We start from the raw sequence: 14,294 nt of genomic DNA, 5'->3' as shown, positions 1-14,294 counted from the left end.
ATTGAACGGCGGGTAGCGCGCTCGTGCCCCTGCCCAAGGAGACACATGCGTTCACGCCTGATCCGCGCCGCACTCGGAGCCTTCGCCGCAGCCGCACTGCTCGCCACTGCCGGAACGGTTGCTGGCGGCGATCATGACCGCACCAACCGGCCGGCCCTTGCTGACGTCCAGTGGGGCGCCCCGCCCGAGGCGCCTGCGGATGGCACGGATGCCCCGAAGGACGTTCAGTGGAGCGTGATCTCCGCAGCCGGGTCTGGCAACGAAACCGTCCCGCAGGATGTCCAGTGGAACAGTGCTCCCAACGGAGCCGAGGGGACCGAGACGACCGCCTCGTAAAAAAGCGTCGCTGTCGATGATGGCGCGTGGGGCGGGCGTCGGTTCAGGCCGCGTTCGCTCCACGCCAGTGGAGCACGACCCGTCCAGGCTCCACAGTTCGTACGCCAGGCTTCGAGGCCTGGAAGACCTCGACTTTTTCGAGCAGCAAGGTACACAGCGCCCTCCGCGAATCTACGGGGGCTGTGTTCCACCACTCCACCAGGTTCTCCACCCCGCCCACCGGGGCGTTCGCCGCTTGTTCGGCGAAGCGCAACTGCTTGCGCACGTCGCGAAGCCTGGTCGCGTTTTCCGTCTTCCCGGCCCGGTAGTCGGCCTGGGTGATGCCGGAGTCGAGGTAAACGACACTGAGCCTGCCGGAGCGATCCATCAGGGCGTCAAGCTCCACCCGCAGGGCTGCAACCTTCTCGTCGAAGTACTTCCGCAGGGCGATCAATCGCTCCTGAACGCCGGACTTGGACAGTTCCGCGACCACGTACGTGCCGACGTAGTCCTCCAGGAGACCCGCCGTGATGCGGACCTTCCCGCAACCGCCGTCCTCGTTGGGCAAGCAACGGTAGCCGGGCGTGCGGTTGTTGGCCCTGGCCCCGACCAGGGGATGGCGACATAGCCCGCAGTCGCTTCCGCCCTCGGAGAGCATGTAGTCGAAGGGGTCGGACCGTTCGGGGCCGCGGGGTAGATCCTTCAGCCGGTGGTACTCGTCCGGCGTGATGACGTACGCAAGTCCGGTCTCGACGAGTTCACCGGTTTCCGGATCCGCGGCGAGGCCCGCGATCTTCGGGTTATCCAGCCACCGGCTCAACGTCATAACCGCCCACTGTCCACCGCGCGTGGTCCTGTGGCCGGCCGAGTTCATCCACCGCACAACTTCGGTTTTGTTCGGGACCTTCATGGCGAGGAGCCGTGAGGCCGCCCCTCGGCCCGCCTGGGCCTCGTCGTCCTTCAGCCGGGTACGGCTCTCATCGGCAAATCCATATAGCCGCGCCACTGATCAGCCCTTTCAGCATCTCGAACCGGGAGCAGAACAGACGGATGGGGCACTTCCTCCATATGTTCTACCTACGTTCAGGGTGCAGCCAACAGGCATCACAACGAGAATTGCACCGAGTCCGGCCGCTCCTAGTGACACCCGTATTGGACCTCCGCCGTGACGCGCAAGGTCACCGGGGCGGCAATCTAGAACGCACGTTCGAAAGACCTGTCGCCGGGCTCCAGAGCCCGGACCTGCCCGTCGTCGCAGTTGCCGCGTTTCCCCCGCGCCAACACGCGCACACAATACGCAACCTGTGCGACCGGTACGCAAGGGTCGCACAGGTCAAGAGACCGACTTGCAAGGTTTAAGGGTCACCCGAGCCTCCACACCCCGCCGCGCACTTTCGCCCGAAGAGTGCCTCCTGAGCTGCACAAACGTCACATCCCCCAGGCGGCTACCGCTGAGGGATGTGAAGATTGTGCGTGGGCGTGGACTGTTGCGTTCCGGGTCAGCCGGGGAGGTCTCTGAGGCTTCACGCAGCAGGGGCCACGCCCAGCACTTCCCACAGCGCCCCCGTGGGGACCTTGACCACTTCCCCGAGTTTCAAGGTGCGCACGGGGAACTCGTCCCGCCTCAGAAGTTCGTAAGCCTTGGACTTCCCGATGCCGAGTGCTCGAGCGGCGGTTTCCACGCTCACGGTGAGCGGAAGCGCCAGCAGTTCCTGAAGCGTCATCCGCGAAGCGGTACGGCCTTGCTTGCTGTCAGTCATGTCGTTGTCGCAATCTCCCCCGCGCCAACTTCCCTACAGCATATGCCAGATGGCCCCGGCAGCAACACAAGTGGATCCGCATCCGCACGTCAACAGACACCCTTTTCCGACACAATTAGCTCACACCTAACAGCTCCATCCCAGGGGGGATGATGTTCGAGCCTTCGTACTACAGACGGTGCGGCTGCAGGACGCCCGCACTCGACACTCACGGGCAGCAAGTCGTCGACGAGGACGACATACCCGTCCTCACGACGATCGGTGCCGCCTGCCCCAAGCTCAAGAACCCCAAGCACGGCACCTGGACCTTCAACTTCGAGCTCGAAGCGGGCGAGAACGGCAAGCGGCGCCGGGTTCGCCGTACCGGCTGGCGCACCAAGGACGAAGCCCAGGCGGAGGCTAAGAAGGCCTACGACGAGGCTATGGCCGGCGGGGACATCCTGTCCGGCGAGACCGTTGAGCAGTACCTCACGGCCTGGCTGGAGCGGAAGCGTGCATTGGCCCGTACCACTGCCCATGGATACGAGGAGCACATCGACCTCTACCTCGTCCCGCATCTGGGGCACATCAAGCGCCGTGATCTTCGCCCCCGTCACATCGAGGCCATGTACGACCGGATCGAGGAAGGGAACGCGACGGTCCAGGCGAACTGGCTGCGCCTGGAGGAGCTGGGCAAAGTCCGGGACAATGCGCGTGCCCGTTGGAGGGCTCACCGTGTCACGACCGGCAGCACCCGGGAGGCGCGCCGCATCACGCAACAGGAGAGGAACGCGCTGCGGGATCAGTGGTACGCGACGGCGGCCGAGCTGAAGGAAGCCCGGAAGGGCATGAAGCTCAAGAAGACCGGGCCGGCCACCATGAAGCGCATCAACGCCACCTTGTCCTCGGCGCTGAACAGTGGGGTCAAGAAGGGCGACTTCTCGAAGAACTGGGCGGGGATGATCGAGCTGCCGAGCTCGAAGCGCCCCAGGGCCCAGGTGTGGACGGACGCGCGGGTAACCGAGTGGGAGCGGACGGGAGTTCGCCCCTTCCCCGTGATGGTGTGGACTCCCCGGCAGACGGGCCGCTTCCTCGACCTGGTGGCCGAGGACCGCATGTACGCGCTGTGGCATCTGCTGGTGTTCCGGGGACTCCGCCGCGGCGAGGCCTGCGCGCTGCCCTGGTCCGAGGTTGATCTGGAGAACGGATGGATCAGCATCACGCAGCAGATGGTGGCGTTCTCCAAGTTCACGTTCGGCGAGGCCCCCAAGGCCGACAGCGAGCGCACCATTCCCATCGACGCTCCGACCCGTGATGCGCTGCGCGCCTGGAAGACGTGCCAGGAGCAGGAAGCTGCGGAGTGGTCCGGGAAGACGCCGTACGTGAACAGCGGCTGTGTGTTCACGCAGGAGGACGGGAAGCCGTATCACCCCGACTGGTACAGCCGACGCTTCGCGCGGCTCCTGGAGCTCCTGGAGCTGCCGCCGATCCGTCTCCACGATCTGCGGCACGGCTCGGCCACTCTGGCGCTCGCGGCGGACGTGGACATCAAGGTCGTCCAGGAGCGGCTGGGGCACTCCTCGCGGCAGATCACTTCGGACACCTACACGTCGGTGGTGCCCGAGCTGATGCACGCGGAGGCGGACGCGATGGCCGCGATCGTGCCGCGCACCGTGGTTCCGAAGCCGGATGAGCTCGACGTTCCAGCCGCAGAAGATGCCCCGAAAGGGTCCGGCTTCGGGCGGGCCGCATGAGCGTTCGAAGGCCTCTGGGTCACACCCGGAGACTTGCGGGCACACCCTCTGACAGCCCGGTCACACATTGGTCACACATGCCCGGCCAGTTGGGCCACTGATCGCCGACGGGGTGCCGTGACGCTCCCCGGATACAAGGAAACCCCAGCTGGGAACGTTTCTTCGCTGAGGTCTCAGAGTGGGGCGGGTGGGACTCGAACCCACGGCCGACGGATTATGAGTCCGCTGCTCTAACCGGCTGAGCTACCGCCCCTTACGGCGCGTCGCGCACACTTGTGCGCGCCGTCTGCCGCAGCATAGCCGCTCATACGATCTCCTGCCTCGGATGGTCGGCTTCGCATGACCATGAGGACTCCGGGGCGGTGCGGGCGGTTGCGCGGGGGCCGGAAAGTCATCCGAAAAAGCGGAAGAGGGGCCCTCTCGGGCCCCTCTTCCTTCTTGTGCTCCCCCGACTGGACTCGAACCAGTAACCCTCCGGTTAACAGCCGAATGCTCTGCCAATTGAGCTACAGGGGATCGCGCTCCCCCGACTGGACTCGAACCAGTAACCTGCCGGTTAACAGCCGGCTGCTCTGCCAATTGAGCTACAGGGGATTGCTGCGTTGCCTCGAACGTACCTACCCCGAGTGTTCCCGGAGGGCGTGCCTTCGCTGCGACACATACATTAGCGCAAGCAGGGGGGTGCTCCGCCAATCGGTTCCGCCCCGGGTGATCACGGGCGTCGCCGGGTAGGCGGTCCGCACCGACTGAGGGAAGGGTGGCTGCCATGCGGTACAAGCTCACGTTCGTCGCCGGACTGGCTCTCGGGTATGTGATCGGGACCCGGGCCGGCAGGGAGCGCTACGAACAGCTGAAGAAGTCCGCGCGGCAGATCGCGCAGAATCCGGCGGTACGCAACACCGTCGAGTCCGCGGCCCAGAGCGGGCGCGAGGCGGCGGGCAAGGCGTACCAGTCGGTGAGCGAGAAGGTCGGCTCGAAGATCGGCGACGTCGGCGACAAGATGCCCGCTTCGGTGGCCGCCCGGGTGCGGTCGCTCAAGGAGCGCAGCAGTGGTGGCGAGGACGACTGGGGTACCAGTAACACCTGAGGCGGTGGAGGTGCGGCACAATCACCGGCATGGGGATAGTCGCCGGTCTTGACAGTTCTTCCGCGTTCACGCGCATCGTCGTCTGCGATACGGACACGGGCGCCGTGCTGCGCCAGGGGTACGCACCTCACCCCGTGGAGGCGAAATCCGCGGAGGTCGATCCGCAGGCCTGGCTGCTCTCGCTGGGCGAGGCCGCCGGTGGAGGGCTCCTCGAAGGCGTCCAGGCCATCGGGGTCTCCGCGCAGCACGGCCTTGTGCCGCTGGACCGGCAGGGAAACCTGGTGCGGCCCGCGCTGGTCGGCAACGACAAGCGGGCCCAGGTGGCCGCCGCGGATCTGGTGGATCTGCTGGGCGGCAAGCAGGCCTGGGCCGAGGCGGTCGGTTCCGTACCCCAGTCGTCGCAGCCCGTGGCGAAGCTCCGCTGGCTGGCCAGGCACGAACCCGAGAACGCCGCGAAGGTGGCTGCCGTGATGCAGCCGCACGACTGGCTGGTGTGGCAGCTGCTCGGCCGGCCCGCCCGGCGGACCACCGACCGCGGTGCCGCTTCGGGGACCGGGTACTGGTCCGCGGAGAGCGGGACCTGGCGGCCGGATCTCGTGGAACTGGCGCTGGGGCACCCGGCCGCACTGCCCGAGGTGCTCGGTCCCTCGGAGTCCGCGGGGACCACCCCCGAGGGGCTGCTGATCTCGGCCGGGACCGGCGAGACCATGGCGGCCGCGTTCGGGCTCGGGGTCGGCGTGGGGGATGTCGTCGTCTCCCTGGGCGCCTCCGGGTCCGTAATGGCCGTGCACGATGAGGTGCTCGCCGATCCGAGTGGGGTCATTACTTCGTTCGCCGACGCCACCGGAATGCATCTGCCGGTGGTGCATACGCTCAATGCCGTACGGGCGCTGCGCGGCACGGCTGAACTGCTCGGGGTGGACAGCCTTGAGGAGCTCTCCGAGCTGGCGCTGAAGTCCACCCCGGGAGCCTCGGGTCTCGTGCTGCTGCCGTATCTGGAGGGCGAGCGGACGCCTCAGCTGCCGCACACCGCGGGGACGTTGTCGGGGCTGCGGCGCGAATCCATGAAGCGCGAGCATCTCGCACGGGCCGCTTTCGAGGGCATGCTCTGCTCGCTGGCCGATGCCATGGAGGTGCTGCGCGGGCGGGGCGTGGAGGTGCGGCGGGTGTTCCTGCTGGGTGCGGCCGCCGAACTCGGTGCCGTACAGGCCTGTGCGCCGGCGGTCTTCGGGGCGCAGGTCGTCGTGGTGCAGCCCGGTGACTACGCGGCGATCGGCGCTGCCCGGCAGGCCGCATGGGCCCTGGGCGTGTCCGAGGGGACGCTCGACACGGCGACTCCGCCGTCCTGGCAGGGGGCCGTGGCGCAGGTCCTGGAGCCCGGTGAGGAGCTGGCCGTGGGGCAGGCGGTGCGTCAGCAGTACATAGCCACGCGTGACCAGATCCACCCCGGGGCCTTCGGCGAAGGGGCCTGAAGGCCGGGTTCTTGACCCGCGCTTGAGGAAAAGGGTTCGAGGTTGGGGCCCTGTGTGGCGGAAAATGAGCTGACCTCACGATGCGGAGCCCGGCCAAGACCTCCGCCACCCTCCTTCGCCGACCCCGAGAGACTGCGCGTGCTCATAAAACTTCTGCGGACCTACCTGCGTCCGTACAAAAAACCGATGGCACTGCTGGCGCTGCTGCAGCTCCTGCAGACCAGCGCCACCCTCTACCTGCCGACCCTCAACGCGAACATCATCGACAAGGGGGTCGTGAAGGGGGACTCGGGCTACATCCTGACCTTCGGCGGCGTCATGATCGCCATCAGCCTGGTCCAGGTCGTGTGCAACATGGGCGCGGTCTACTACGGCGCCCGGACCGCGTCGGCGGTCGGGAGGGATCTGCGGGCCGGGATCTTCGACCGCGTGCAGTCCTTCTCCGCACGGGAGGTCGGGCACTTCGGAGCGCCGTCCCTGATCACGCGGACCACCAATGACGTCCAGCAGGTACAGATGCTGGTGCTGATGGCGTTCACCCTGATGGCCTCCGCGCCGATCATGTGTGTCGGCGCGATCATCATGGCGCTGGGCCAGGACGTGCCGCTGTCGCTGGTGCTGGTCGCCGTCCTGCCGGTGATGCTGATCGCCGTCTCGCTGATCATCCGGAAGATGCGGCCGCTGTTCCGGACCATGCAGGTGCGCCTCGACACGGTGAACCGGGTGCTGCGCGAGCAGATCACCGGCAACCGCGTCATCCGGGCCTTCGTACGGGACGGTTACGAGAAGGAGCGCTTCGAGGAGGCCAACGCCGAGCTGACCGAAGTGTCGCTGGGCACCGGACGGCTGATGGCACTGATGTTCCCGACCGTCATGACGGTGGTGAATGTGTCGAGCATCGCCGTGGTGTGGTTCGGGGCGCATCGCATCGACAGCGGCGCGATGCAGATCGGGGCGCTGACCGCGTTCCTCGCGTATCTGATGCAGATCGTGATGTCCGTGATGATGGCCACCTTCATGTTCATGATGGTGCCGCGCGCCGAGGTCTGCGCCGAGCGGATCGAGGAAGTGCTCGCCACGGATTCGAGTGTGGTGCCGCCCTCGAAGGCGGATGCCGTCTTCGAGCTGGCCCGGCACGGTCATCTGGCCGTACGGGGAGCCGACTTCAAGTATCCGGGGGCCGAGGCCTCCGTGCTGCGGGACGTCGAGCTGGAGGCCAGGCCCGGGGAGACGACCGCGGTCATCGGGTCCACGGGCAGCGGGAAGTCGACGCTGCTCGGGCTCGTGCCACGGCTGTTCGACGCGACCGGCGGTGAGGTGCTGGTCGACGGCATCGATGTGCGGACGCTCGATCCTGTGTTGCTGGCGAAGACCGTTTCGCTGGTGCCGCAGAAGCCGTATCTCTTCTCGGGGACCGTTGCTACGAATCTTCGGTACGGGAATCCGGACGCGAGCGACGAGGACCTGTGGCACGCGCTGGACGTGGCGCAGGCCAAGGGGTTCGTGGAGAACCTGGAGGGCGGGCTGAACGCGCCGATCGCCCAGGGCGGGACCAATGTGTCGGGCGGGCAGCGGCAGCGGCTGGCCATCGCCCGGACGCTCGTCGCCCGGCCGGAGATCTATCTGTTCGACGACTCCTTCTCGGCTCTGGACTATGCGACCGACGCGGCGCTGCGGGCCGCGCTGCGGCGCGAGACGTCCGAGGCGACCGTGGTGATCGTGGCCCAGCGGGTGTCGACCATCCGTGACGCCGACCGGATCGTGGTCATGGACGAAGGGCGTGTGGTCGGGACGGGCCGCCATCACGAGCTGATGGCCGGCAACGAAACGTACCGGGAGATCGTGCTCTCCCAGCTGACCGAGGCGGAGGCAGCCTGATGGCCGGTCCTGGTGGACGCATGATGATGGGCCCGACGCAGAAGTCCATGGACTTCAAGGGGTCGGGCAAGCGGCTGCTGCGGATGCTCGCGCAGGAGCGGGCCGCACTGATGGGGATGCTGCTGGCCGTGATCGGCAGCGTGGCGCTCTCGGTGGTCGGGCCGAAGATTCTGGGGCGGGCGACCGACCTGGTCTTCGCGGGGATCGTCGGACGGCAGATGCCGTCGGGGATCACCAAGGCGCAGGCGCTCGAAGGTTTGCGCGGCAAGGGGCAGGGCGGACTCGCCACCATGCTCTCGGGGACCGATTTCACCCCGGGGCAGGGCATCGACTTCGACAAGATCGGGGCGGTGCTGCTTGCCGCGCTCGCGATCTTCGTGTGCGCGGGGCTGCTGATGCTGGTCGCGACGCGGCTGGTGGCGCGGATCGTCAACGCGGCGGTCTACCGGATGCGCGAGGAGATCCAGGCGAAGCTGTCGCGGCTGCCGCTGTCGTACTTCGACAAGGCGAAGCGCGGTGAGGTGCTGAGCCGGACCACCAATGACGTGGACAACATCGGGCAGACCCTGCAGCAGTCGATGGGGCAGCTGGTCAACTCGCTGCTGACCATCATCGGTGTGCTGGTGATGATGTTCTCGATCTCCTGGCTGCTCGCGCTGGTCGCGCTGGTGACCATTCCGCTGTCGGTGTTCGTGGCGACCCGGGTCGGGAAGAGGTCGCAGCCTCAGTTCGTACAGCAGTGGAAGGTGACCGGGAAGCTCAACGCCCATGTGGAGGAGATGTACACCGGCCATGCGCTGGTGAAGGTCTTCGGGCGGCAGGACGAGTCGGCCGAGCTCTTCAGGGAGCAAAACGACGCGCTGTACGAGGCCGGGTTCAAGGCGCAGTTCAACAGCGGGATCATGCAGCCGCTGATGATGTTCGTCTCCAACCTGAACTATGTGCTGGTGGCCGTGGTCGGCGGACTGCGGGTCGCCACCGGGGCGCTGTCCATCGGTGATGTGCAGGCCTTCATCCAGTACTCGCGGCAGTTCTCGATGCCGCTGACCCAGGTCGCCTCGATGGCCAACCTGGTGCAGTCGGGTGTCGCGTCGGCCGAGCGGATCTTCGAGCTCCTCGACGCGGAGGAGCAGGAGGAGGACGTCGCCACGGGCGAGCGGCCGCAGGAGCTCCGGGGCAGTGTCTCGCTGGAGCACGTGGCCTTCCGTTACGAGAAGGACAAGCCGCTCATCGAGGACCTGTCGCTGGCCGTCGAGCCCGGCCACACGGTCGCGATCGTGGGGCCGACGGGTGCGGGCAAGACCACGCTGGTCAATCTGCTGATGCGGTTCTACGAGGTCACCGGCGGGCGGATCGCGCTCGACGGGGTCGACATCGCGAAGATGACGCGCGAGGAGCTGCGGTCCGGGATCGGGATGGTGCTGCAGGACACCTGGCTGTTCGGCGGGTCCATCGCGGACAACATCGCCTACGGGGCGTCCGCCGACCGGAAGGTCACCCGGGAGGAGATCGAGGAGGCGGCGCGGGCCGCGCATGCGGACCGGTTCATCCGTACGCTCCCCGAGGGGTACGACACCGTCATCGACGACGAGGGCACCGGGGTCAGCGCGGGCGAGAAGCAGCTGATCACCATCGCGCGGGCGTTCCTGTCCGACCCGGTGATCCTGGTGCTCGACGAGGCCACCAGTTCTGTCGATACGCGGACCGAGGTGCTCATCCAGAAGGCGATGGCACGGCTCGCGCACGGGCGTACGTCGTTCGTGATCGCGCACCGGCTCTCCACGATCCGCGATGCGGATGTGATTCTGGTGATGGAGAACGGGGCGATCGTCGAACAGGGCTCGCACGAGGAGCTGCTGGCGGCGGAGGGCGCGTACGCACGGCTGTACGCGGCGCAGTTCGCCCAGGCGGTCGCAGAGGTCGACTAGGCGGGTGCGCGGCCTTCGGCCGCTTGTCCTCAATCGCTGGACGGGCTTGAAATGCCCACCTGGGCAAATCAAGCCCCTCCGGCGATTGAGGAGCGCGGGTCTGGGGGCGGAGCCCCCAGGGCGGGGACCGGCCTCAGTCCAGGTAGCCCCGCAGCTGGTCCGCAAAGGCATGGTCGCGAAGCTTGTTCAGCGTCTTCGACTCGATCTGGCGGATCCGTTCCCGCGTGACCCCGAAGATCCGCCCGATCTCCTCCAGCGTGCGGGGACGCCCGTCCGCCAGCCCGTAACGGAGCTGCACGACCTTGCGTTCGCGTTCACCGAGGGTCGAGAGGACCGCCTCCAGGTGTTCCCTGAGGAGCAGGAAGGCCGCCGACTCCACCGGGGACGCCGCGTCGCCGTCCTCGATGAGGTCGCCGAACGCCACGTCGTCCTCCTCGCCCACGGGAGCGTGCAGACTGACCGGCTCCTGGGCCAGTCGCAGGACTTCGCTGACCCGCTCGGCCGTGAGGTCCAGCTGGCCGGCGACCTCCTCGGGCGTCGGTTCGTAACCGCGCTCCTGGAGCATCCGGCGCTGGACCCGGACGACCCGGTTGATCAACTCGACGACGTGGACCGGGACTCGTATCGTCCTGGCCTGGTCGGCGAGGGCGCGGGACATGGCCTGGCGTATCCACCAGGTCGCGTACGTGGAGAATTTGTAGCCGCGTGCGTAGTCGAACTTCTCGACCGCCCGGATCAGCCCGAGGTTTCCCTCCTGGACCAGGTCCAGCATGGTCAGGCCGCGGCCCACATAGCGCTTGGCGACGGAGACGACCAGGCGGAGGTTGGCCTCGATGAGGCGGCGCTTGGCCATCCGGCCGATCACCACCAACTTGTCGAGATCCACGGCCAGTTGGGAGTCCGGGTCGGAAGTTGTCGCGAGTTTCTCCTCGGCGAAGAGGCCTGCTTCGACCTTACGGGCGAGGTCCACCTCGTCGGCCGCGGTGAGCAGGGGGATGCGGCCGATCTCCCGTAAGTACTGGCGGAAGAGATCCGATGAGGGGCCCGAGGTGTCCGCGCGGTTGCGGCTCGGTTCGGGAGGCTCGGGGACCTCTTCCTCCTCCATGACGGCCTCAGCGGGCACGTCCGGCTCGCCCTCCGTCTCCGTCTCGCTGTCGGTGTCGCTCTCGGTCTCGCTCTGCGGTTCGACGTCCGGCTCCGCTTCCGGTTCCGCGCCTTCGCGTCGTGGCGGGCGCGCAGCCCGGCTCTGCGGGGGGACTGCCGTGACCGCTTCGTTGTCGGTCAGGGTCTGGGTCTGCACGGGTGCGACCTCCAGGGTTCTCGCTGCCGGAACGGGGGCGTACGGCAGCGGGACATGGGCGGCCGAGCCGCCGTCCGTCCCGTACACGATGAGCGGATCCGCGGGGGTGAGTGGCCCACTGTTCGTGGGCCGGCCGCGCTCCGAGGACTCAGGCACCGCAACCCAGTGTGGGGTACGACACATCGCCGCCACGAGGGGCGTGCGGTGACTTTTTGAGTCCGCGCTGTAACCGGGTGGTTACCGGGGCGGGGTGGGCGGAACCCCGTCAGAGCGCTTCCGCGCCCCGGTTTCGGAGGGACTGCGCGTACTGCTGGAGGACCCAGAGTTCGTTCTGTACGGCCGCCACGTGCTCCGGTGAGCCAAGGCCGCCGAGGCGGGTCAACGTGCCCTGGACCTCGGTGATACGGCGCTCCACCGCGCGCAGCCGGACATGGACCAGCTGGTTGCCCGCGTAGACCTCGTCGACGTTCTTGGCGTGGATGGCCTCGACGGCGAGCTCGGTGACCAGGGCGCGGACCGTGTCGTTCGGGGCGATGTCGATGACCGTGGTCAGGTAGTCGGGGGTGGCCTGGTCGGCGCCGCCCGCCTCGTCGATGCACTGGCGGACCGCTGCGTACGGAGGCGCCGTGAACTCGTCGATGCCGTACGCGTCGAAGGCCGGGGAGACCAGTTCCGGGCGCTGCAGGGCCAGTTTGAGGAGCTCGCGCTCGGTGCGGTGCGCCGGGGAGCGGAGGTTGAGCGCGGGGCCGCCGGAGGAGGCGACCGGGGCCAGGATCTCGCCGCGGGCGGCGGAGCCCCGGGTGGGCGCGGGGGCATTGCCCCGGTTGTTGCGGGCCCACTGGGCTAGCCGGCTGATGCGTTTGACGACGAACTGGGTGTCCAGGATGCCGACCATGCCCGCCAGCTGGACCGCGACCTCGTGCTGGGCGCCGCTGTTCTTGATCCGGGCGACGACCGGGGCCGCCTCGTCCAGGGCCGCGGCGCGGCCCGCCGGGGTCTCCAGGTCGTAGCGGCTGACGATCTGGCGGAGCGCGAACTCGAAGAGCGGGGTGCGGGGTTCGACCAGGTCGCGTACGGTCTGGTCGCCCTTGGCGAGGCGGAGGTCGCAGGGGTCCATGCCGTCGGGGGCGATCGCGATGTACGTCTCGGCGGCGAACTTCTGATCGTCCTCGAAGGCGCGCAGGGCGGCCTTCTGGCCGGCCGCGTCACCATCGAAGGTGAAGATCACCCGGGCCGAGCCGTTGTCCATCAGGAGGCGGCGGAGGATCTTGATGTGGTCCGTGCCGAAGGCCGTGCCGCAGGTGGCGACGGCGGTCGTGACGCCTGCGAGGTGGCAGGCCATGACGTCGGTGTACCCCTCGACGACCACGGCGCGCGACGACTTGGCGATGTCCTTCTTGGCCAGGTCGATTCCGTACAGGACCTGGGACTTCTTGTAGATCGACGTCTCGGGGGTGTTGAGGTACTTGGGGCCGTTGTCGTCGTCGCGGAGCTTGCGGGCGCCGAAGCCGACGACCTCGCCGCTGGTGTCGCGAATCGGCCACATCAGGCGGCCGCGGAAACGGTCGATGGGCTTGCCGCCGCGGGCCTCCTGGGAGAGGCCCGAGGTGATCAGCTCCTTGTCGCTGAAGCCCTTGCCGCGGAGGTGGCGCGTGAGGTGGTCCCAGCCCGCCGGGCTGTAGCCGACGCTGAAGTGCGTGGCCGCGGCCTGGTCGAAGCCCCGCCCGGCCAGGAACTTGCGGCCGATCTCCGCCTCGGGGGTGTCCAGCTGTTCCACATAGAACTGGGCCGCCGCCTTGTGCGCCTCGACCAGCCGGATCCGCTCGCCGCGCTGGTTGGAGGGGTTGTACCCGCCTTCTTCGTACCGGAGGGTGATGCCCGCGGTGCCCGCGAGCCGCTCGACGGCCTCGGAGAAGGTGAGGGTGTCGATCTTCCGGATGAAGGCGATCGTGTCGCCGCCCTCCTGGCAGCCGAAGCAGTGGAAGAGACCCTTGCTCGGGCTGACCTGGAAGGACGGGGACTTCTCGTCGTGGAAGGGGCAGAGGCCCTTGAGGTTGCCGCCGCCCGCATTGCGCAGCTGAAGGTACTCGGACACAACGGCGTCGATCGGGACCGCGTCCCTGACCGCCTTCACGTCGTCATCGTTGATCCTGCCTGCCACGTGTGAAGTGTAAGGGGGCGGACTGACAGCAGATGGCTCGGAGGGCTCAGGGCGTCAGAGAGTCCAGGGGCACCGACGGGTCGCCCAGCGCCTCAGGGTCCACCTCCGCACCGGAGCGGATCAGTTGTTGCACGGGGTCTGTGACGTCCCACACATTGACGTTCATCCCGGCCAGCACCCTGCGGTCCTTCAGCCAGAACGCGATGAACTCGCGCTTGCCCGCGTCGCCGCGGACGATCACCTGGTCGTAGCTGCCGGGGGGCGCCCAGCCCGAGTACTCCAGGCCCAGGTCGTACTGGTCGGAGAAGAAGTAGGGGATGCGGTCGTAACTGACCTCGCGGCCGAGCATCGCGCGGGCCGCGGCGGGGCCGCCGTTCAGCGCGTTGGCCCAGTGCTCGACGCGCAGGGTGGTACCGAGGAGGGGGTGGTGGGCGGAGGCCACGTCGCCGGCCGCGTAGATGTCGGGGTCGGAGGTGCGCAGGCTCGTGTCCACCGCGATGCCGCCGCCCTGGGCGCGGGGTGCGAGGTCCAGGCCCGCCGCCTCCGCCAGGCCGGTGCGGGGCGCGGCGCCGATCGCGGCGAGGACGTCGTGGGCAGGGTGCTCCTGGCCGTCGGAGGTCAGGGCCGCCAGGACCATGCCGTCGTGGCCGGAAATCTCCG

The 14,294-nt window shown here is 68.0% G+C and carries 11 protein-coding genes and 3 tRNA genes; 6 read left to right on the top strand and 8 right to left on the bottom strand.

What is annotated here, in order from left to right:
• Positions 1–45: 45 nt before the first annotated feature.
• Positions 46–336, top strand: a complete 291-nt coding sequence (locus J0695_RS11365; protein WP_206961795.1) for a hypothetical protein — start codon at positions 46–48, stop codon at positions 334–336.
• A gap of 43 nt (positions 337–379) precedes the next feature.
• Here J0695_RS11365 and J0695_RS11360 read toward each other — a convergent pair whose 3' ends face one another.
• Positions 380–1,225, bottom strand: a complete 846-nt coding sequence (locus J0695_RS11360; protein ID WP_206961794.1) for a hypothetical protein — start codon at positions 1,223–1,225, stop codon at positions 380–382.
• A 613-nt stretch (positions 1,226–1,838) separates the two neighbouring features.
• Positions 1,839–2,075, bottom strand: coding sequence for a DNA-binding protein (locus J0695_RS11355; protein ID WP_242552515.1), 237 nt, complete (start codon positions 2,073–2,075; stop codon positions 1,839–1,841).
• Between the two features lie 149 nt (positions 2,076–2,224).
• Between J0695_RS11355 and J0695_RS11350 the strand changes: the two genes are divergently transcribed.
• The gene (locus J0695_RS11350) at positions 2,225–3,808 is read left to right on the top strand and encodes a site-specific integrase (protein WP_206961793.1); all 1,584 of its coding nucleotides are present in this window, start codon (positions 2,225–2,227) and stop codon (positions 3,806–3,808) included.
• Positions 3,809–3,987: 179 nt separating this feature from the next.
• Here J0695_RS11350 and J0695_RS11345 read toward each other — a convergent pair.
• The 3 genes from J0695_RS11345 to J0695_RS11335 form a co-directional block, all read right to left on the bottom strand.
• Positions 3,988–4,061: transfer RNA gene (locus J0695_RS11345), tRNA-Ile, on the bottom strand.
• Positions 4,062–4,251: 190 nt separating this feature from the next.
• A tRNA-Asn gene (locus tag J0695_RS11340) sits at positions 4,252–4,324 on the bottom strand.
• A 5-nt stretch (positions 4,325–4,329) separates the two neighbouring features.
• Positions 4,330–4,402, bottom strand: a tRNA-Asn gene (locus tag J0695_RS11335).
• A 172-nt stretch (positions 4,403–4,574) separates the two neighbouring features.
• Between J0695_RS11335 and J0695_RS11330 the strand changes: the two genes are divergently transcribed.
• The 4 genes from J0695_RS11330 (at position 4,575) to J0695_RS11315 (ending at position 10,173) form a co-directional block, all read left to right on the top strand.
• On the top strand, positions 4,575–4,895 hold the full coding sequence (locus J0695_RS11330; RefSeq protein ID WP_206961792.1) for a YtxH domain-containing protein: 321 nt from the start codon (positions 4,575–4,577) through the stop codon (positions 4,893–4,895).
• Between the two features lie 29 nt (positions 4,896–4,924).
• The gene (locus J0695_RS11325) at positions 4,925–6,367 is read left to right on the top strand and encodes an FGGY family carbohydrate kinase (RefSeq protein ID WP_206961791.1); all 1,443 of its coding nucleotides are present in this window, start codon (positions 4,925–4,927) and stop codon (positions 6,365–6,367) included.
• 138 nt (positions 6,368–6,505) lie between these two features.
• On the top strand, positions 6,506–8,245 hold the full coding sequence (locus J0695_RS11320) for an ABC transporter ATP-binding protein (RefSeq protein ID WP_206961790.1): 1,740 nt from the start codon (positions 6,506–6,508) through the stop codon (positions 8,243–8,245).
• A complete protein-coding gene (locus J0695_RS11315; protein WP_206961789.1) occupies positions 8,245–10,173 on the top strand; it encodes an ABC transporter ATP-binding protein in 1,929 nt (642 codons plus the stop codon). Before J0695_RS11320 ends, J0695_RS11315 begins: the two co-directional genes overlap by 1 nt.
• Positions 10,174–10,306: 133 nt before the next feature.
• Here J0695_RS11315 and J0695_RS11310 read toward each other — a convergent pair whose 3' ends face one another.
• From J0695_RS11310 to J0695_RS11300, 3 genes are all read right to left on the bottom strand, one after another.
• Positions 10,307–11,629 carry an RNA polymerase sigma factor gene (locus J0695_RS11310; RefSeq protein ID WP_206961788.1) on the bottom strand — a complete coding sequence of 441 codons (1,323 nt, stop codon included), beginning with the start codon at positions 11,627–11,629 and terminating at the stop codon, positions 10,307–10,309.
• A gap of 109 nt (positions 11,630–11,738) precedes the next feature.
• Positions 11,739–13,634, bottom strand: a complete 1,896-nt coding sequence (dnaG, locus tag J0695_RS11305) for a DNA primase (RefSeq protein ID WP_206961787.1) — start codon at positions 13,632–13,634, stop codon at positions 11,739–11,741.
• Between the two features lie 46 nt (positions 13,635–13,680).
• Positions 13,681–14,294 (bottom strand): oxidoreductase C-terminal domain-containing protein (locus J0695_RS11300; protein ID WP_206961786.1); only part of this gene is annotated, 614 nt, incomplete at its 5' end.

Origin of the sequence: Streptomyces beijiangensis (genome assembly GCF_017315755.1) — a bacterium.
Taxonomy (GTDB): Bacteria; Actinomycetota; Actinomycetes; order Streptomycetales; family Streptomycetaceae; genus Streptomyces; species Streptomyces beijiangensis.
The sequence above is the reverse complement of the archived record's forward strand: the minus strand, read 5'-3'. Positions and strand labels throughout refer to the sequence as shown.

Coding starts and splice junctions, on each gene's coding strand:
- J0695_RS11365 (WP_206961795.1), top strand. CDS start 46: ATGCGTTCACGCCTGATCCGCGCCGCACTCGGAGCCTTCGCCGCAGCC.
- J0695_RS11355 (WP_242552515.1), bottom strand. CDS start 2,075: ATGACTGACAGCAAGCAAGGCCGTACCGCTTCGCGGATGACGCTTCAG.
- J0695_RS11360 (WP_206961794.1), bottom strand. CDS start 1,225: ATGAAGGTCCCGAACAAAACCGAAGTTGTGCGGTGGATGAACTCGGCC.
- J0695_RS11325 (WP_206961791.1), top strand. CDS start 4,925: ATGGGGATAGTCGCCGGTCTTGACAGTTCTTCCGCGTTCACGCGCATC.
- J0695_RS11330 (WP_206961792.1), top strand. CDS start 4,575: ATGCGGTACAAGCTCACGTTCGTCGCCGGACTGGCTCTCGGGTATGTG.
- J0695_RS11350 (WP_206961793.1), top strand. CDS start 2,225: ATGATGTTCGAGCCTTCGTACTACAGACGGTGCGGCTGCAGGACGCCC.
- J0695_RS11315 (WP_206961789.1), top strand. CDS start 8,245: ATGGCCGGTCCTGGTGGACGCATGATGATGGGCCCGACGCAGAAGTCC.